The sequence below is a fragment of the Enterobacter cloacae complex sp. 385G4 genome, assembly GCF_057320665.1.
Genome location: NZ_JBXWDD010000006.1, coordinates 168,709 through 186,196, shown reverse-complemented (window position 1 = coordinate 186,196; position 17,488 = coordinate 168,709). Strand labels below are relative to the sequence as shown.

At 54.6% G+C, this 17,488-nt stretch carries 17 protein-coding genes; 11 read left to right on the top strand and 6 right to left on the bottom strand.

Annotation, left to right across the window (positions count from 1 at the left end):
* Positions 1-41 precede the first annotated feature (41 nt).
* Both priC and rsmS read left to right on the top strand, forming a co-directional pair.
* Positions 42-569, top strand: a complete 528-nt coding sequence (gene priC / locus AC2FAJ_RS16725; RefSeq protein ID WP_041911058.1) for a primosomal replication protein N'' — start codon at positions 42-44, stop codon at positions 567-569.
* Between the two features lie 14 nt (positions 570-583).
* Positions 584-760 (top strand): pleiotropic regulatory protein RsmS, encoded by a 177-nt coding sequence (rsmS, locus tag AC2FAJ_RS16720; protein WP_045631461.1) that lies wholly within the window; start codon positions 584-586, stop codon positions 758-760.
* Between the two features lies 1 nt (position 761).
* Here the strand turns inward: rsmS and mscK are convergent, their stop codons facing one another.
* A complete protein-coding gene (mscK, locus tag AC2FAJ_RS16715; RefSeq protein ID WP_045259916.1) occupies positions 762-4,109 on the bottom strand; it encodes a mechanosensitive channel MscK in 3,348 nt (1,115 codons plus the stop codon).
* Between the two features lie 112 nt (positions 4,110-4,221).
* Positions 4,222-4,875, bottom strand: coding sequence for a multidrug efflux transporter transcriptional repressor AcrR (gene acrR / locus AC2FAJ_RS16710; protein ID WP_023310602.1), 654 nt, complete (start codon positions 4,873-4,875; stop codon positions 4,222-4,224).
* Positions 4,876-5,016: 141 nt separating this feature from the next.
* On the opposite strand from acrR, the gene acrA reads away from it, so the two are divergent.
* The 6 genes from acrA (at position 5,017) to AC2FAJ_RS16680 (ending at position 11,854) form a co-directional block, all read left to right on the top strand.
* The gene (gene acrA, locus AC2FAJ_RS16705) at positions 5,017-6,210 is read left to right on the top strand and encodes a multidrug efflux RND transporter periplasmic adaptor subunit AcrA (RefSeq protein WP_041911060.1); all 1,194 of its coding nucleotides are present in this window, start codon (positions 5,017-5,019) and stop codon (positions 6,208-6,210) included.
* Positions 6,211-6,232: 22 nt separating this feature from the next.
* Positions 6,233-9,379 carry a multidrug efflux RND transporter permease subunit AcrB gene (gene acrB / locus AC2FAJ_RS16700; RefSeq protein WP_041911061.1) on the top strand — a complete coding sequence of 1,049 codons (3,147 nt, stop codon included), beginning with the start codon at positions 6,233-6,235 and terminating at the stop codon, positions 9,377-9,379.
* 509 nt (positions 9,380-9,888) lie between these two features.
* On the top strand, positions 9,889-10,263 hold the full coding sequence (tomB, locus tag AC2FAJ_RS16695) for an Hha toxicity modulator TomB (RefSeq protein WP_028012188.1): 375 nt from the start codon (positions 9,889-9,891) through the stop codon (positions 10,261-10,263).
* Between the two features lie 27 nt (positions 10,264-10,290).
* Complete coding sequence (locus AC2FAJ_RS16690) at positions 10,291-10,509, top strand: HHA domain-containing protein (protein ID WP_008499287.1); 219 nt, start codon at positions 10,291-10,293, stop codon at positions 10,507-10,509.
* A 209-nt stretch (positions 10,510-10,718) separates the two neighbouring features.
* Positions 10,719-11,270, top strand: a complete 552-nt coding sequence (gene maa / locus AC2FAJ_RS16685; protein ID WP_028012187.1) for a maltose O-acetyltransferase — start codon at positions 10,719-10,721, stop codon at positions 11,268-11,270.
* A 116-nt stretch (positions 11,271-11,386) separates the two neighbouring features.
* Positions 11,387-11,854 carry a YlaC family protein gene (locus AC2FAJ_RS16680; RefSeq protein WP_041911063.1) on the top strand — a complete coding sequence of 156 codons (468 nt, stop codon included), beginning with the start codon at positions 11,387-11,389 and terminating at the stop codon, positions 11,852-11,854.
* Here AC2FAJ_RS16680 and pdxR read toward each other — a convergent pair.
* A complete protein-coding gene (gene pdxR / locus AC2FAJ_RS16675; RefSeq protein WP_041911064.1) occupies positions 11,826-13,286 on the bottom strand; it encodes a MocR-like pyridoxine biosynthesis transcription factor PdxR in 1,461 nt (486 codons plus the stop codon). The genes AC2FAJ_RS16680 and pdxR overlap by 29 nt on opposite strands.
* A gap of 101 nt (positions 13,287-13,387) precedes the next feature.
* Here pdxR and AC2FAJ_RS16670 point away from each other — a divergent pair, with 101 nt between their 5' ends.
* Positions 13,388-14,086, top strand: a complete 699-nt coding sequence (locus AC2FAJ_RS16670; RefSeq protein ID WP_485454333.1) for a GNAT family N-acetyltransferase — start codon at positions 13,388-13,390, stop codon at positions 14,084-14,086.
* A gap of 8 nt (positions 14,087-14,094) precedes the next feature.
* Here the strand turns inward: AC2FAJ_RS16670 and ykgO are convergent, their stop codons facing one another.
* Positions 14,095-14,235 carry a type B 50S ribosomal protein L36 gene (gene ykgO / locus AC2FAJ_RS16665; RefSeq protein WP_003859006.1) on the bottom strand — a complete coding sequence of 47 codons (141 nt, stop codon included), beginning with the start codon at positions 14,233-14,235 and terminating at the stop codon, positions 14,095-14,097.
* A 2-nt stretch (positions 14,236-14,237) separates the two neighbouring features.
* Positions 14,238-14,498, bottom strand: a complete 261-nt coding sequence (locus AC2FAJ_RS16660) for a type B 50S ribosomal protein L31 (RefSeq protein ID WP_485454338.1) — start codon at positions 14,496-14,498, stop codon at positions 14,238-14,240.
* A gap of 219 nt (positions 14,499-14,717) precedes the next feature.
* Here AC2FAJ_RS16660 and AC2FAJ_RS16655 point away from each other — a divergent pair, with 219 nt between their 5' ends.
* A complete protein-coding gene (locus AC2FAJ_RS16655) occupies positions 14,718-16,283 on the top strand; it encodes an EAL domain-containing protein (protein WP_048957838.1) in 1,566 nt (521 codons plus the stop codon).
* Here AC2FAJ_RS16655 and AC2FAJ_RS16650 read toward each other — a convergent pair.
* On the bottom strand, positions 16,276-16,548 hold the full coding sequence (locus tag AC2FAJ_RS16650) for a metal/formaldehyde-sensitive transcriptional repressor (RefSeq protein ID WP_028012182.1): 273 nt from the start codon (positions 16,546-16,548) through the stop codon (positions 16,276-16,278). The two genes, AC2FAJ_RS16655 and AC2FAJ_RS16650, sit on opposite strands and share 8 nt — an antisense overlap.
* 133 nt (positions 16,549-16,681) lie before the next feature.
* Here AC2FAJ_RS16650 and AC2FAJ_RS16645 point away from each other — a divergent pair, with 133 nt between their 5' ends.
* Positions 16,682-17,482, top strand: coding sequence for a nickel/cobalt efflux protein RcnA (locus AC2FAJ_RS16645; protein ID WP_193358885.1), 801 nt, complete (start codon positions 16,682-16,684; stop codon positions 17,480-17,482).
* Positions 17,483-17,488 lie beyond the last annotated feature (6 nt).

Genomic DNA, 17,488 nt, shown 5'->3' with positions numbered 1-17,488 from the left:
CGTTATCAAACTGAACGGCTACTTTACCACTGGAGAGCGCATTGAAAACAGCACTGCTTCTTGAGAAGCTGCAAAATCAGCTGATCGCTCTGCGGGCGCAGGCCACGCCGCTGATGGGACACGCCACGCTAAAACCGCGCTTTGACCGGCAGCTTTTCCGCACCCGCAGCACCGTCATTCAGGATTACCTTGCTGAGATGCAGACCAACCTCGATGAACTTCGCCACGCGGTTGAGAGTGAACAGCAGGAACAGGTGGTGTGGCTTGCGGAGCATCTTACCGAGCAGATCACCGCCCTGCACCGCGAAATCGCCGCCTGGCCGCTACGGGCGTGGGACAGCGCCTCACCTGGGCTGGGAAAATGGCAGCGCAAGCGGCTGGAGAATCAGGAGTTTGAGCGGCGTCTGTTTGAGATGAAGCGCGAGCGCGAAGCCCGCCTGAACAATAGCGAAACGCTGGAAGAGCAGCAGCTATTGATGCGCGAGATTAGCGCGCTGGAAGGCCGCATCGTCCGCTGCCGTCAGGCGCTGGATGAGATTGAACGCGTGATTGCACGCTTGACCCGTTAACTGGAGCCACATCTATGTCACTGGAAAATGCACCCGACGAGGTCAAGCTGGCCGTCGATTTGATTATGCTGCTGGAGAATCATGAGATCCCGGCCGAGACGGTGCTTAAAGCGCTGGAGATTGTGCGGCGGGATTTTGAGGGGAAACTTCCCCCTCACCCTAACCCTCTCCCTGTGGGAGAGGGAAAATAGATTAAGCCGGAGTCGGGTCGTCGCCCTTAATGTCGCGCTTCACTTCCGTATGCTCATCACCTTTCTCGTTACGCAGGTGAACCTCAAGCTGGTTGAAGGCGATATTAATATCGTTTTCACGGCACAGACGATCGATAGAGCGGTTAAGCTCATCCACCGTGTAGCTGCGGTCGCGCAGCTCGCGCACGTATAAACGCAGCTCGTGATCCAGCGTACTCGGCCCAAAGGTGGTGAAGAACACAGCCGGGGCCGGATCGTGCATCACTTTCGGATGCTCAGACGCCGCCTTCAGCAGCACCTCTTTCACCTTATCCAGATCCGATCCATAGGCTACGCCCAGGCGGATCACCACGCGCGTCACCGTATCCGAGAGCGACCAGTTGATCAGACGCTCGGTCACGAACGCTTTGTTCGGGATGATCACCTCTTTACGATCGAAGTCAGTGATGGTGGTCGCACGAATTCGGATCTTGCTGACGGTCCCGGAGAACGTACCGATGGTAACGGTATCGCCGATACGCACCGGACGTTCGAAGAGGATAATCAGGCCGGAGACAAAGTTACCGAAGATCTCCTGCAGGCCAAAACCAAGACCGACCGAGAGGGCCGCCGCCAGCCACTGCAGTTTATCCCACGAGACGCCCAGCGAGCCGAATACCGTCATCGCCCCGACGATGATGATGACGTAATTCAGGATGGTGGTGATGGCGTAAGACGCCCCCTGGCGCAGGTTCAGCCTTGAGAGCACCAGCACTTCCAGCAGACCCGGCAGGTTACGAATCAGCGCCCAGGCCACCACCGACGACACCAGCGCAAACAGCAGGCTGCCCATGGTGACGCTTTTCATCACCGCCGCGCCGGCTTCGGTACCGTTGTACTGCCAGAGGGTAATACTGTCGAGATAGGCGAAGACGGTAATTAAATCAGACCAGATCGCCCAGAACATCACCGCGAACAGCGCGATCATCACCAGCATGGTGATACGCAGCGTCTGCTGGTTAACCTGCTCCAGCGCGATGGTCGGCTCTTCCTGCGGCTCCGCGCCTTCAGCCCCCTCTTTCACCTGATGCTGACGACGCGCAATGGCACGACGGTAAGCAATGCGGCGGGCCGCGACGCTTAAGCCGCGCAGCACGGTCTGATAGAGCAGGTTCCAGACGATCACCAGATAGACCGTCTCGATCCAGCGCCCGGACAGGCGCAGCGTGGTGTAGAAGTAGCCCGTTGCCGTAAGCACCATCAGCGCCAGCGGAATGATCGCCAGCACCGTCACGGTGGCCAGACGGATATTGTGGGACTCTTTATCACGCCAGCTGTCGCGGCACATCGGCCACATCAGGATCGCAATCAGCAGCAGGTTGAGCAGAATGACCAGTTGACCCAGCACATCATCCATCAGATGCAGCGGGGAAAGCTCGGAGACTACCGACCAGAAGTGCAGCGGCAGGAGCGCCAGGCTGACGCGCACAATCTGGCGACGCCAGTGGCTGGTCAGCTGCGCAGGCATGTTGAAGTGACGCACCGCCACGCCGTCTTTTTCGAGCACCTTCCAGCACACGCCAAATACCAGCCAGAACAGAGCCAGTTTTTTACTGAACGCCCAGAGCAGATCGCTGACGTTAAGCTGCATCGTGAGCAGGATCAGGCCCACGGCCAGAATAATCAGGCACACCGGCAGCGCGCGAATGAGATCGATCAGAATCGCTTTTGGCGTATGGAGCTGGCTGTCGTTACGCAGTTGCCCCACTTCCGAGGCCAGCTTCGCCTGGTACTGTTTCAGCCATTTCAAACGCCAGCGGATCAGACCGGCAATCAGCAGCAGCGGTAAGCCCGCCAGGAAAGCAATCATTACCGCAGGCCAGGCTTTCTCCCAGTTCACGGTGATTTTCATGCTCTTAATCTGCGTTTTCAGCGTCTCCGGGAAGGACTTAATCCAGTCCCAGTCCATCGGCTTGTTGCTGTTCACCCAGAAAATCTGCTGCGTCAAAATTTCCTGCAGGCTTTTTGACACGCTGACCAGCTGCTGCTGGTTGATCTGCAGGTTAATTGCCATCATCAGCTGGTTGCCCAGCTGTTTATTGAGCTGGTCCAGCAGTTCACGGCGCATATCCACCACCTGGAGCAGCGCGTCATGCACTTCCGGATTTACGTCACTGGAGTGCCCCTCTTCGATTTTGGCGACGAAAGCATCACTCTGGAAAAGGGCATCGCGCTGCTGGTTGACGTCAAACTGTTCCAGACGTAAATCCGCAATGCGGTTGGTCATGTCCTCCAGCTCGTCGGCAGACGGCAGCGTCTGCTGCTGCTGGTAGAGAATACGCGACAGCAGGAGGCTGCCCTTCAGAACCGCGATCTGCTCTTTGATGTTGCGCTCCGCCTGCAGCGCGCGATCCAGCCAGTTCTTCACTTTAATATTTTGCTGAACCAGCGAGTTGCCGCTTTCCGTCGCCAGTATCAGGCGCTGGCTGAGCTGGTGGTTAGCCTCAAGCTCCTGCTTCACCAGCGGGTTGGCCTGAATGCGGGCAGTTTCGTCCGGCGAGACGGCTTCCTGAGCGGTTTTTTCCGTCAGGGTCAGGCGTTTGCTGTTTACCGCCTCCTGCAACAGCTGAAGCTGATGCTCTAGACGATTAATATTCGCCGTCACGTAATCACGCTGTTTCTGGAGCGTGTCCTGCAGCACCGTATTCCCTTCCAGGCTTTTACGCTGCTGTTCGATTTGCGCATTGAGCAGCGACTGCTGAACCAGCAGCAGGGTTTGCTGGGTCGGGCGCAGCGTGCCCTCCCCTACCGTCGTGCCGTTCAGGCGGTTGCGGATCTGCTGCAGCTGCTGAGACGCGGCGTACATCGCGTTTTGCACGCGCTCGGGCTGGGTTTGCAGGGAGACGAGCTGACTGTTGTAGGTCGCGAGGTCAGACTGTGCGGTTTGCAGATCGTCAAGCAATTGCGCGACGCGCGATTCCAGCTGGCGTAAGGAGAGCGTGGAGAGCGTTTTGCGCGTTTCATCGTCGTTATCGACGTCGCTCAGCGCGCTCAGCGCTTCCGTGGCCTTACGCATGTTCTCCGGAGCCTGCGCTACCTTCTGACGAAGCTGGGTGGTTTCAGCTTTAACGCGCTCAATCTTATCAATGTTTTCCAGCGTTTCCGTCAGATCCTGCTGGGTGAGTTTCTCCTGAGGAGAGAGCTCTTTTTGTTTGTTCAGGGTGTCGAGCTGCGACTGAATTTCACTGCGCGAGGGAATATCAGTGCTGTTGTCTGCGCGGGCCCAGGAAAGCGGCGCGGTGGAGAAGAAAAACAGCATAGCAAAGAGCAATGCAAATACAGGATGTTGCGAGCGATTGATGGGCAGCATAATTGTGAATGATGTCAGCAGATGACCGAAAATAGTCCGGCGTGAAGAATATCACGCTCGTCGGAAGCAGAATAGCGAGAACGCAAGCCTCTGAGATAAATCCTGGAAGGGTTCAGGCCGTGAGCGAAGGCGCGTCGCTGCGCAGCGTCGGGCAGAGCTGTAGCATTTCCAGTAAAATCGCCACGTAGCTGCGGGCTTCCTCTTTGAGGTCAAAGGATTGCGGCGCAAACAGCCAGTTTTCCATCAGACCTGAAATGTAGCTGCGCATCAGGATGGCCGCCCGGCGGGTGAGTAAATTGGCCGGTAACAGCTTTGCCTGCATACACAGGTTCAGGTTCTGTTCGATACGATCGTAGCTCTCCAGGCTGAGACTGCGCTGCGCCTGCTGCACAACCGCCATCTCTCCCACGAACTCACATTTATGGAAAATAATTTCCATCATTAATCTGCGACGCTCTTCAACTACCGTTGCTTCAAGGATATATACTAATATTTCTCTTAATACTGAGAGTGGATCGTCAGGGAATTTTGCCCGATACTCACTCTCGAGATCGCTAATGCTGGACTCTGAAAGCTCCCAGATTTCACTGAACAGATCTGACTTGTCTTTAAAATGCCAGTAAATCGCTCCCCGCGTCACACCGGCAGCCTGAGCAATTTGCGCCAGCGAGGTAGAAGAAACACCCTGCTGAGAGAACAAACGTATTGCCACATCCAGAATGTGTTGTCGGGTTTCCAGCGCTTGTTGTTTAGTTTTTCGTGCCATAGGTGGGTGAATTTACAGGAGTCAGATTTACATACATTTGTGAATGTATGTACCATAGCATGACGATAATATAAACGCAGCAATGGGTTTTTAGACTCAGGACCCTTGATCAATTTGAAATCGGACACTCGAGGTTTACATATGAACAAAAACAGAGGGTTAACGCCTCTGGCGGTCGTTCTGATGCTCTCAGGCAGCTTAGCGCTTACAGGATGTGACGACAAACCGGCTCAACAAGGAGCTCAGCAGGCGCCAGAAGTCGGCGTTGTGACACTCAAATCTGAACCTCTGCAGATCACCACAGAATTACCAGGCCGTACAAACGCTTACCGCATTGCGGAAGTGCGTCCTCAGGTTAGCGGCATTATCCTGAAACGTAACTTTACCGAAGGCGGCGATGTGAAGGCCGGTGAGTCTCTGTATCAGATTGATCCCGCGACCTATCAGGCTTCTTATGAAAGCGCGAAAGGTGACCTGGCTAAAGCACAAGCGGCGGCGAAAATCGCTCAGCTGACGCTGAACCGCTATCAGAAACTGCTCGGCACGAAGTACATCAGTCAACAGGATTACGATACCGCGCTGGCAGATGCCCAGCAGGCTAACGCGGCCGTGGTAGCAGCCAAAGCGGCTGTCGAAACTGCACGCATTAACCTGGCCTATACCAAAGTGACCTCCCCTATCAGCGGTCGTATTGGTAAATCTTCCGTGACGGAAGGGGCGCTGGTGCAGAACGGGCAGACCACTGCGCTGGCTACCGTACAGCAGCTTGATCCGATCTACGTTGACGTGACGCAGTCCAGCAACGATTTCCTGCGCCTGAAACAGGAGCTGGCTAACGGCACCCTGAAACAGGAAAACGGCAAAGCCAAAGTGGAGCTGGTTACCAACGACGGTATCAAGTTCCCGCAGGAAGGTACTCTGGAATTCTCTGATGTGACGGTCGACCAGACCACCGGTTCCATCACCTTACGTGCGATTTTCCCGAACCCTGACAAAAATCTGCTGCCAGGTATGTTCGTTCGCGCGCGTCTGGAAGAAGGAACGAATCCAACCGCACTTCTTGTTCCACAGCAGGGTGTGACCCGTACGCCACGCGGCGATGCTAGCGCACTGGTTGTTGGGGCAGATAACAAAGTCGAAACGCGCAATATCACCGCCACGCAGGCGATTGGCGATAAATGGCTGGTGACGGAAGGTCTGAAAGATGGCGATCGCGTGATTGTTACTGGTTTGCAAAAAGTACGTCCTGGCGCGCAGGTAAAAGCACAGGAAGTGACATCTGACGATAAACAACAAGCTTCGGCCGCTGGCCAGTCAGAACAAACCAAGTCTTAACTTAAACAGGAGCCGTTAAGACATGCCTAATTTCTTTATCGATCGCCCCATATTTGCGTGGGTGATCGCCATTATCATCATGCTGGCCGGGGGACTTGCGATCCTGAAGCTGCCTGTTGCGCAATATCCAACGATTGCGCCACCGGCGGTAACGATCTCCGCAACCTACCCGGGGGCTGATGCGAAAACGGTGCAGGATACCGTGACTCAGGTTATCGAACAGAACATGAACGGTATCGATAACCTGATGTACATGTCCTCAAACAGTGACTCCACCGGTACGGTTCAGATCACCCTGACCTTTGAATCCGGTACGGATGCGGACATTGCGCAGGTTCAGGTGCAGAACAAACTGCAGCTGGCAATGCCTCTTCTGCCGCAGGAAGTGCAACAGCAGGGTGTGAGCGTCGAGAAATCGTCCAGCAGCTTCCTGATGGTTGTCGGCGTTATTAACACCAACGGCACCATGACGCAGGAGGATATTTCCGACTACGTGGGCGCCAACATGAAGGACGCCATCAGCCGTACGTCCGGTGTGGGTGACGTTCAGCTGTTCGGTTCCCAGTACGCGATGCGTATCTGGATGGATCCGAACAAACTGAACAACTTCCAGCTGACGCCGGTTGACGTGATTAACGCGATTAAAGCGCAGAACGCCCAGGTGGCAGCCGGTCAGCTAGGCGGTACGCCGCCGGTGAAAGGCCAACAGCTTAACGCGTCCATTATCGCGCAAACCCGTCTGACCTCCGCCGATGAGTTCAGCAAAATTCTGCTGAAGGTGAACCAGGACGGTTCGCAGGTTCGTCTGCGTGACGTGGCCAGGGTTGAGCTGGGTGGTGAGAACTACGACATCATCGCGAAGTTTAACGGTAAACCGGCGTCCGGTCTGGGTATCAAACTGGCGACAGGCGCGAACGCCCTGGACACCGCGACGGCGATCCGTGCGGAACTGAAGAAGATGGAACCGTTCTTCCCGTCAGGTCTGAAAATCGTTTATCCGTACGACACTACGCCGTTCGTTAAAATTTCGATTCACGAAGTGGTTAAAACGCTGGTAGAAGCAATCATCCTGGTGTTCCTGGTGATGTATCTGTTCCTGCAAAACTTCCGCGCGACGCTGATCCCAACCATCGCCGTGCCGGTCGTTCTGCTGGGGACCTTTGCCATCCTTGCAGCCTTTGGGTTCTCGATAAACACCCTGACGATGTTCGGGATGGTGCTCGCCATCGGCCTGCTGGTGGATGACGCCATCGTAGTAGTAGAGAACGTCGAGCGCGTGATGGCGGAAGAAGGTCTGCCGCCAAAGGAAGCCACCCGTAAATCCATGGGCCAGATCCAGGGCGCACTGGTCGGTATTGCGATGGTGCTGTCCGCGGTATTTATCCCGATGGCCTTCTTCGGAGGCTCTACGGGTGCGATTTACCGCCAGTTCTCCATTACCATCGTCTCCGCGATGGCGCTATCGGTACTGGTAGCGTTGATCCTGACGCCAGCGCTGTGTGCCACCATGCTGAAGCCGGTTCAGAAAGGCGGTCACGGCGAGCATAAAGGGTTCTTCGGCTGGTTTAACCGCATGTTTGATAAGAGCACACACCACTACACCGACAGCGTGGGCAATATCCTGCGCAGCACCGGTCGTTATCTGCTGCTCTATATCATCATCGTAGTGGGGATGGCGTTCCTGTTCGTTCGTCTGCCAAGCTCGTTCCTGCCAGATGAAGACCAGGGCGTGTTCCTGACGATGGCACAGCTTCCGGCAGGGGCGTCGCAAGAGCGAACCCAGAAGGTGCTGGACGAAGTGACGGACTACTATCTCACCAAAGAGAAAGCGAACGTTGAATCCGTGTTTGCGGTTAACGGCTTTGGCTTTGCGGGTCGTGGTCAGAACACCGGTATCGCCTTCGTTTCTCTGAAAGACTGGGCGGATCGTCCGGGCGATGAGAATAAAGTTGAAGCGATCACGGGCCGTGCCATGGGCACCTTCTCGCAGATTAAAGATGCGATGGTCTTCGCCTTTAACCTGCCAGCGATTGTTGAACTGGGTACGGCGACCGGCTTCGACTTCCAGCTGATCGACCAGGGCGGTCTGGGTCACGAGAAACTGACGCAGGCGCGTAACCAGCTGTTCGGCGAAGTGGCTAAACACCCTGACCTGCTGGTCGGCGTACGTCCAAACGGACTGGAAGATACGCCGCAGTATAAGATCAACATCGATCAGGAAAAAGCGCAGGCGCTGGGCGTGTCCATCAGCGACATCAATACCACGCTGGGTGCGGCCTGGGGCGGTAGCTACGTCAACGACTTCATCGACCGTGGTCGCGTGAAGAAAGTGTACGTCATGTCCGAAGCGCAGTACCGTATGTTGCCGAACGATATTAACAACTGGTACGTTCGCGGCAGCAACGGTCAGATGGTGCCGTTCTCATCCTTCTCAACGTCACACTGGGAATACGGCTCTCCGCGTCTGGAACGTTACAACGGTCTGCCGTCGATGGAAATCCTGGGTCAGGCCGCACCGGGCCGAAGCACCGGTGAAGCCATGAACCTGATGGAAGAGTTGGCCAGCAAACTGCCTGCGGGTATCGGCTATGACTGGACCGGTATGTCCTATCAGGAACGTCTGTCCGGTAACCAGGCCCCTGCCCTGTACGCCATTTCACTGATTGTGGTCTTCCTGTGTCTGGCGGCGCTGTACGAGAGCTGGTCAATTCCGTTCTCCGTTATGCTGGTGGTTCCACTCGGGGTTATTGGTGCGCTGCTTGCGGCAACGTTCCGTGGATTGACCAACGACGTGTACTTCCAGGTAGGCCTGCTGACAACCATTGGCTTGTCGGCGAAGAACGCGATACTTATCGTTGAATTCGCCAAAGATCTGATGGAGAAAGAGGGTAAAGGCCTTATTGAGGCGACGCTGGAAGCGGTGCGTATGCGTCTGCGTCCAATCCTGATGACCTCTCTGGCGTTCATCCTCGGCGTAATGCCGCTGGTTATTAGCTCCGGTGCAGGCTCCGGTGCGCAGAACGCGGTCGGTACAGGTGTAATGGGCGGTATGATCACCGCGACCGTACTGGCTATCTTCTTCGTCCCGGTGTTCTTCGTGGTGGTGCGCCGCCGCTTCAGCCGGAAGAATGAAGATGTTGAGCACAGTCATTCGGTAGAACCTCACTGATACCGGTTTCATATAATAAAAAGGCCGCATTTGCGGCCTTTTTCATTTTCAAAAAAAATCATAAAATAAGCTTATTGAGGTCCTATTTATTTTCTGTCATCTTAAACAGACATATCATATTTAACTGATAACTTAATAGGTGAACTCAGGATTTTTTTAAATCTATTTCCTTGCTTAAGTTGTTAGGAATATTCCTAATTAAAAGTTAAGACAAACGGAACTCCGGATGTGAACTTTTCTTATGGCTGTAAGCTAAGCCAATGAAATGTAAGGAAGCGAAAAAACTATCGTTAATCCTGATAAAAAAGTTCAGTTTCGGATGAACATTTGCGTAGACGCTCGCAGCCTGCGGTTTTATTTGTAATTTTTCGTAATAGCGCGGTGAAATCCAGGAAGGAGTGGCTTATAGTTAGGTTATCAGGAACACAGCGCTCATGTAGCTAAGTCAGATGTATCCATCCCGACAATGATGTTCGGTGAGTAAGAAATCACTCAGAAGGGGATGCGCTATGGACGAGTACTCGCCAAAAAGGCATGATATCGCGCAGTTGAAATTTCTCTGCGAATCCTTGTACCATGACTGCCTTGCCAATCTTGATGAAAGCAACCATGGCTGGGTAAATGACCCAACGTCTGCCATCAATTTACAATTGAATGAGCTGATAGAGCATATCGCTACCTTCGCACTTAATTATAAAATTAAGTACAATGAAGATAATAAGCTCATTGAGCAAATTGATGAATACCTGGACGACACCTTTATGTTGTTCAGCAGTTACGGCATTAACACTCAGGATTTGCAAAAATGGCGTAAATCGGGAAACCGGCTATTCCGCTGTTTCGTCAACGTGAGCAGAGCTAACCCGGTTAGTCTTTCCTGTTAAAATTATTACAATTACTAAGGTGAATTTATGTCTGATAAACCACTCACAAAAATCGATTATTTGATGCGCTTACGACGTTGTCAGTCAATTGACACCCTTGAACGCGTCATTGAAAAGAATAAATACGAGCTTTCTGATAATGAACTGGCGGTATTTTATTCAGCCGCTGACCATCGCCTTGCAGAGCTAACGATGAATAAGCTGTATGACAAAATCCCTACTTCTGTATGGAAATTTGTCCGTTAATCTTTGAAGTGTGTCTGTAGAGTTTCTACGCCACGTTATAAGCTGTATTCACCTGTCCCGTTATGCTCCCTGCGCGAAAGCCAGGTCTCCGTGTTAAACGCGCTCATCAGCAACAATGTTGTGACTGTGGTCACATCGGCCTTCCGGGAACGTTCCCCTTAACGCCTGTTGCGATTACCCTTCAGGAATAACATCCAGAGAGGTTTCCGATGAGCATAGAAAAACAGAAGATGATTTCAGGTGAACATTACCGCCCTGGTGATGAGACGTTACGCGCCGACCGGCTTCGGGCGCGCCATCTGCTTCACCGCTATAACCACACCGCGCCTGACGAAAAAACAGAACGCCAGAACATTCTGGCGGAACTGCTGGGACAAAGCGAAGGGGCGTATATTGAGCCGAGCTTCCGCTGTGACTATGGATATAACATTTATCTGGGCAAAGACTTTTACGCCAACTTCGATTGCGTAATGCTGGATGTCTGCCCTGTACATATTGGCGACAACTGCATGCTCGCGCCGGGCGTTCATATTTATACGGCCACCCATCCGCTGGATGCGCAAGAACGTAACAGCGGAGTGGAGTTTGGTAAGCCCGTCACCATTGGCAATAATGTCTGGATTGGTGGACGTGCGGTCATTAACCCAGGCGTCACCATCGGGGATAATGTGGTTGTGGCTTCCGGTGCCGTCGTGACGAAAGACGTGCCGGCTAACGTCGTCGTGGGCGGCAACCCGGCGAAAATCATCAAAACGCTGTAACGATCCGGGGAGCCAACTGTTATGGTCTTTTAGCGCCCGACTGTTACTTTTTTCAGCCGGATGGCTCCCCTAAAATTGGCAGATACCCTGTATTGTCAACTCTCAAAAGGCCAAAAATGACCGAGATACAGCGCCTGCTTACCGCCACCATCGACGATCTTAACCACCGCGAAAAGCGAGACAATCGCCCGCGCTTTAGCATTAGCTTTATCCGCAAACATCCCGGGCTGTTTGTTGCCATGTATGCCGCCTGGCTGGCAACGCTGATTGTCATGCTGAAGTCCGAAACGCTGGTGGACTCCGTCTGGCTGCTGGTGGTGCTGTTTGTCGTGTTTAACGCCTTTTTCTTTTTCGACGTGAATCCCCGCTACCGTTACGAAGATATCGACGTCCTCGATTTCCGGGTCTGCTACAACGGCGAATGGTACAACACGCGTTTTGTGCCAAATGAGCTTATCGACAGCATCCTGCACTCTCCGGCTGTCGAAACCGTGCACAAAGAGAAGCTGCAGAAAATGATCGCAACGAAAGGCCAGCTCTCTTTTTATGATGTTTTTACCCTTTCCCGCCCTGCTGCTGCGTAATTAACGCCTGCAGGCGTCGGATACCCGGCGCAAACTGCGAAGCAGAGGTGTTGCCGTAACCTAAAACCAGGCCGGTTTGCCCCTGCTTCGTCTCCAGGTAATAGCCGCTCAGCGCAGCGGGTGCCAGCTGAAATGCCCTCGCTTTCTCCACCAGCCGCTGGTCGTCGATACCGTCAATCGCCAATGTCAGGTGCATTCCCCCTTCACCGGCAAGAACACGGTGCGGAGTATAAAGCTCTGCGCTCAGCACCTCCCGCAGCTGGCGGTAACGCTTACGATACAGGCGACGCATGGCGGCAAGATGACGGGCATAGTGCCCCTCCTCGATAAACAGCGCCAGGGTGCGCTGTTCTGCGCGATGCCCGCCGCGCAGCAGCGAGCCGATGGCCGGACGCGCCGCTTTCGCCAGCGCTGGCGGTAACACCATGAACCCCATTCGGAGCGACGGAAACAGCGTTTTACTGAACGTCCCCAGATACACAACGGGCGCGTTGTTAACCATGCCCAGCATCGCCGGTACGGGCTCGCCGACATAGCGGAACTCGCTGTCATAATCGTCCTCAATGATCCACGCCTTGTGCTGTCGGGCCAGTTCCAGCAGCGCCAGACGCCGCCGCGCGCTGAGCACGCTCCCGTAAGGAAACTGATGCGACGGCGAAGTGAAAACGAGCGCAGGTGAAGGCGCATGCAGCCCTTCCCAGCACATTCCCTCGTCATCCACCGGTATGCCGGTCATCGCAAGGCCGGTTTTGACGAAGGCGCTTTTGGCCCCGCTGTAGCCGGGATTTTCCACCCAGGCGACATCCCCCGGCTCGCTTAACAGCATCGTGCACAGATTGACGCCCTCCAGCGCCCCTTCGGTTATCACAATCTGGCTGGCGTCGCAGTCAATGCCGCGAGAAAGCGCAAGGTGACGGGCGATGGCTGCCCGCAGCGACGGCTCACCGGCCGGGTCGCCATAGCCCAGCAGAGCGCTCCCCTCCTCCCGCAGGACGCGATCGTACAATCGCCGCCACAGCGGCAAGGGGAAATAGTTGATGGCGGGCGTTCCCGGCGTAAAGGCCATCACCGGGGTGTCGCGCGGCACAGGCGCAGGCAGCTGGACGACACGTTTTGCCAGCCTGACCTCAGGATCGGTCAGAACCCGCGGGCTGGCACGATGGGCGAATTGCGCCACCCGCGTCCCCTGACGGTTACGCAGCAAATAGCCTTCGAGCGTGAGCTGGTCCAGCGCCGCATTGACGGTGTTCCGTGAAACGGAAAGCTGCTGCGCCAGCGTTCGCGAGCCGGACAGCTGGCTGCCGGACCGAAGCCTTCCGCCCAGTATGGCCTCCCGCAAAGCGAGATAGAGCGCGCGCTGGAGCGTCTCTTCACCACGCGTTTTAAGCGCAGCATGGAGCAAGGTATAAAGTTCATCGCCCGGTATGTTCATCTCATCTCCTTGTGGTACCACCAAAACATAGCCGAGTGGTTCTTTTTAAGGAACCAGTAATTTTCTAATCTGGAACTCTTCTCAACGTCACGGAAATAAAGATGAAGACATTCAATGAGTTTGGACAACCTGTGGGCGAAGCCCTTACCGACTGGCAGCCTCGCCCTCATCCGTCCCGGGTGGTACTGCAGGGGCATTATTGTCGGCTTGAACCGCTGCGCGTGGAGCATGCCGGGGCGCTGTTCTCCGCCTATGCTCTGGCCGGAGACACCCGGAGCTGGACGTGGCTACTGCGTGAACCCGATGCCACGGCCGCTGAGTTTGCCAAATGGGTGGCAAGCGTGTGTGAGTTATCTGACCCGATGCACTTTACCGTTATCGATAATCAGACCCAGGCCCCGGTCGGGACGCTGGCCCTGATGCGGATCGATCCTAAAAACGGCGTTGTGGAAGTGGGACACGTTCACTTCTCCGTGCTGTTAAGCCGCACGCCCATGTCAACAGAAGCGCAATATCTGCTGATGCGGTACGCGTTCGATACCCTGGGCTACCGGCGATATGAATGGAAATGCAACAGCCTGAACGAACCATCACGCAAAGCGGCACTGCGTCTGGGCTTTCAGTTTGAAGGCCGTTTTCGCCAGGCGCTGGTCATAAAAGGCCGTAACCGGGATACCGACTGGTTTTCGATTCTCGACAAAGAGTGGCCGGCGCTGGCGAGCGCCTTTGAAGGCTGGCTTGCCACCGACAATTTTACTGCCGATGGCAAACAGAAAAGATCCCTGGAAAGCTGGCGATAAACGCGCGTCTAGCGTCTTTTTTTACGTCCCTGCACAGCCTTAAAGCGCGGATTAGATTTGCAAATCACGTATAAGCGTCCCTTGCGTTTGACTATCTGGCAATCCGGGTGACGCTGTTTTGCGCTGCGCAATGAGTTAAGCACCTGCATGGTTAGCCCCGCTTCGCATTAAGAAAACCGCCAAAACGCTTGCGGAAGCGCGCTGCGCTGCCATCCGTGGAAAACGTTTTTTGCTTACCGGTATAAAACGGATGCGATTTTGAAGAAACCTCGATAGTGATGTACGGATACGTTTCACCGTCGAGCTCAATTTCGCGGTCGGTTTTAATGGTTGAACCCACTTTAAAGTATTCATTGGCACCGGTGTCGTGGAATACCACGGTGCGATACGCTGGATGGATGTTTGGTTTCATCATAAACCCTTTGTGTTTTGTTATAACATAACAAAATAATATCCAGGCAAGGTTGAAAAAACAACCCTCTCTCTCCTGAGGATATTTTCTAATTTGCTTTAGATAACATGAAAACCCAGCCCCCACGTGCTATAACTATTTCATTTCGCGGTAAAATCTTTCTCTTCAGGCAGGAAACTCAGCGTCCGGATTTGGGCATATGAGAAAGGAAACGACAGCATGAAAACCCGACATCTGGTCAGTCTGGTGACTGGCGTACTTATCTTTTCCGTGCTGGTTCCCATTTGCCTCAGCATCTGGCTTGCCCATCGCCAGGCAGAAGAGAAATTTGTTGATGCGCTGGATAGCTATGCTTCCCGGGTGCTGATGCGCACCGACAGGGTCGTGGATCAGGCTAAAGAAGCGTTAAATCACCTGCAGGGATTTAAGGGCGTTCCCTGTAGTCCCCTGCATTTGAGGGAAATACGTCGGGTCGCGTTCTCGTGGCGCTATATCCAGGAGGTGATCTATATCGACAACCTTAAACCCCTCTGCTCTTCGCTTGAGCAGGCCAGTAAATCCGCCGCTTATCCTCCCCCCATGCGTATCACCGAAGATGGCTACAGCGCGTGGCTTACCGCACAGAACGATCTTGGCTTTCACCGCTATATGGCCGTGCTCGGGAAGGGCCATTACCTTGTTCTGGTCGATCCTGCCTCGCTTGTGGATGTGATCCCTTTCGGGGCGATTGCCATTGATGCCGCTCTGGTGGGAAGCGCAACGCATCTTATTTTCGCCAGCAGTAACACGCTTGATCCGCATATCCGCGATCGGATCAACGATCGAGGCGTCTCCAGCGTTCAGTACAAGGGCTCCATGTACGTGATGAAGCCGGTACCTGAGCTTGGATTTACTGTCGTCACGTGGGCATCGCTCACCCCCCTGGCTGAAAGCTGGCACCGACAGCTGCTTTTCTGGCTGCCGTTTGGCGTCCTGATAAGCCTGCTGGCGGCACTGTTTGTCCTGCGGATCCTGCGACGAATCCAGTCGCCGCGCAATCGCCTGCTGGACGCCATTAACAGCCGCGATTTTGTGGTTCACTATCAGCCCATCGTGGCGCTGTGCAGTGGAAAAATCGTGGGTGCGGAAGCGCTTGCGCGCTGGCCCCAGCCAGACGGAAGCAGTCTCTCGCCTGATATATTTGTGCCGCTTGCCGAGCAAACCGGCCTCATCTCGCAGCTGACGCAGTTAGTTATGGAAAAAGTGTTTGAAGATATGGGCCACTGGCTGCAGCTCCACCCCGATCAGCATATCTCCATCAACCTCGCCCCGGCCGATTTGACCTCCGGTAATCTGCCGCCTTTACTGAGTCAACTCCTGAATAAGTGGCAGATTCATCCCCGACAAATCGCCCTTGAGTTAACCGAGCGTGGCTTTGCCGACCCCAAAATCAGCGCGCCGGCTATCGCCGCGTTTCGCCGTTCGGGCCACCCTGTCTACATTGATGATTTTGGCACGGGCTATTCCAGCCTCAGCTATCTGCAGCATCTCGATGTCGACACGCTAAAAATTGACAAATCGTTCGTGGATGCACTGGAGTACAAAAACGTAACGCCGCACATTATCGAAATGGCGAAGTCGCTGCAGCTGGCAATGGTGGCGGAAGGCGTGGAGACCGAAGGGCAGCTTACCTGGCTGCACCGCCACGGCGTGCAGTATGGGCAGGGGTGGTTCTACAGTAAGGCGCTGCCCAGGACGGAATTTATCCTTTGGGCAGAGAACAACCTCGCCACGCGCTCTACTTAAGATAGGATTTGATCACCTGCAGCACGACGCCAAGATCGGCTTCACGCTGCGCCTCTTCGGGCTCTTTCACGACATGATCGGTAAGATGCCCTTCAATCACCTGCATCATCATGCCATTGACCGCGCCACGGATCGCCGCCAGCTGCTGCAACACCTCGGCACATTCGTGATCGCTGTTGAGCATCTTCTCCAGCGCGGTGCTCTGCCCCTGAATTTTCTTCAGGCGAGTCAATAACATCTTCTTATCGCGAACGGTATGTGACATCTCTGTCTCCCTCAGTTTTGGCTTTTAAAGCATATCACGCTCTACTCCCCCTGAGTATTTTTCTACTGGGGGGTAGTATTAACTTACTGGGGGGGAGTACTATTTGCGCACGCTTTCCATACTGGAAATTTCAATGAACGATTTTGCTTCACTCCTGCAGCAGGGTAATGCCTGGCTGTTTGTTCCCAGCGCTATCCTGCTCGGTGCGCTGCATGGCCTGGAGCCGGGCCACTCAAAAACAATGATGGCTGCCTTTATCGTGGCTATCCGCGGCACGCTGAAGCAGGCGGTATTGCTCGGTCTGGCGGCTACGCTTTCCCATACGGCGGTAGTCTGGATCATTGCCATGGCAGGACTATGGTTTGGCCGCGGCTGGGACGTACATACGTCCGAACCCTGGTTCCAGCTGATCTCCGGGGTGTTGATCGTTGCAATCGGCCTGTGGATGGCTTGGCGAACCTGGAAAGAGGGCCAGCCGCACGATCATCATCATCATCACGATCATGACCACCATCATGATCATCACCATGCACACCCACTGGTTGAAGAGGAGTGGCAGGACGCCCACCAGCGCGCGCACGCGCAGGATATCAACCGGCGTTTTAACGGACAAAACGTGACGACAGGACAGATCGCGATGTTTGGCCTGACCGGCGGGCTTATCCCCTGCCCGGCGTCCATCACCGTTCTGCTGATCTGCCTGCAGCTGAAGCATTTTGCGCTCGGCGCGACGCTGGTATTCAGCTTCAGCATCGGTCTGGCGTTAACGCTGGTCGCTTCCGGCGCGATTGCCGCCTTAAGCCTCAAGCACGCGACAAAACGCTGGCCCGGATTTAGCGAACTTTCCCGCAAAGCGCCGTGGATCTCCGCTGCGTTGATTATCGTGGTAGGGATTTACATGAGCCTGCATGGCCTGAGCGGCATTCTGGCGTAAGCAGGC

What these genes read in the sequence shown, in the direction of transcription:
- rsmS (WP_045631461.1), top strand. Translation starts at nt 584, where the DNA reads ATGTCACTGGAAAATGCACCCGACGAGGTCAAGCTGGCCGTCGATTTG.
- mscK (WP_045259916.1), bottom strand. Translation starts at nt 4,109, where the DNA reads ATGCTGCCCATCAATCGCTCGCAACATCCTGTATTTGCATTGCTCTTT.
- acrR (WP_023310602.1), bottom strand. Translation starts at nt 4,875, where the DNA reads ATGGCACGAAAAACTAAACAACAAGCGCTGGAAACCCGACAACACATT.
- acrA (WP_041911060.1), top strand. Translation starts at nt 5,017, where the DNA reads ATGAACAAAAACAGAGGGTTAACGCCTCTGGCGGTCGTTCTGATGCTC.
- acrB (WP_041911061.1), top strand. Translation starts at nt 6,233, where the DNA reads ATGCCTAATTTCTTTATCGATCGCCCCATATTTGCGTGGGTGATCGCC.
- tomB (WP_028012188.1), top strand. Translation starts at nt 9,889, where the DNA reads ATGGACGAGTACTCGCCAAAAAGGCATGATATCGCGCAGTTGAAATTT.
- AC2FAJ_RS16690 (WP_008499287.1), top strand. Translation starts at nt 10,291, where the DNA reads ATGTCTGATAAACCACTCACAAAAATCGATTATTTGATGCGCTTACGA.
- maa (WP_028012187.1), top strand. Translation starts at nt 10,719, where the DNA reads ATGAGCATAGAAAAACAGAAGATGATTTCAGGTGAACATTACCGCCCT.
- AC2FAJ_RS16680 (WP_041911063.1), top strand. Translation starts at nt 11,387, where the DNA reads ATGACCGAGATACAGCGCCTGCTTACCGCCACCATCGACGATCTTAAC.
- pdxR (WP_041911064.1), bottom strand. Translation starts at nt 13,286, where the DNA reads ATGAACATACCGGGCGATGAACTTTATACCTTGCTCCATGCTGCGCTT.
- AC2FAJ_RS16670 (WP_485454333.1), top strand. Translation starts at nt 13,388, where the DNA reads ATGAAGACATTCAATGAGTTTGGACAACCTGTGGGCGAAGCCCTTACC.
- ykgO (WP_003859006.1), bottom strand. Translation starts at nt 14,235, where the DNA reads ATGCAGGTGCTTAACTCATTGCGCAGCGCAAAACAGCGTCACCCGGAT.
- AC2FAJ_RS16660 (WP_485454338.1), bottom strand. Translation starts at nt 14,498, where the DNA reads ATGAAACCAAACATCCATCCAGCGTATCGCACCGTGGTATTCCACGAC.
- AC2FAJ_RS16655 (WP_048957838.1), top strand. Translation starts at nt 14,718, where the DNA reads ATGAAAACCCGACATCTGGTCAGTCTGGTGACTGGCGTACTTATCTTT.
- AC2FAJ_RS16650 (WP_028012182.1), bottom strand. Translation starts at nt 16,548, where the DNA reads ATGTCACATACCGTTCGCGATAAGAAGATGTTATTGACTCGCCTGAAG.
- AC2FAJ_RS16645 (WP_193358885.1), top strand. Translation starts at nt 16,682, where the DNA reads ATGAACGATTTTGCTTCACTCCTGCAGCAGGGTAATGCCTGGCTGTTT.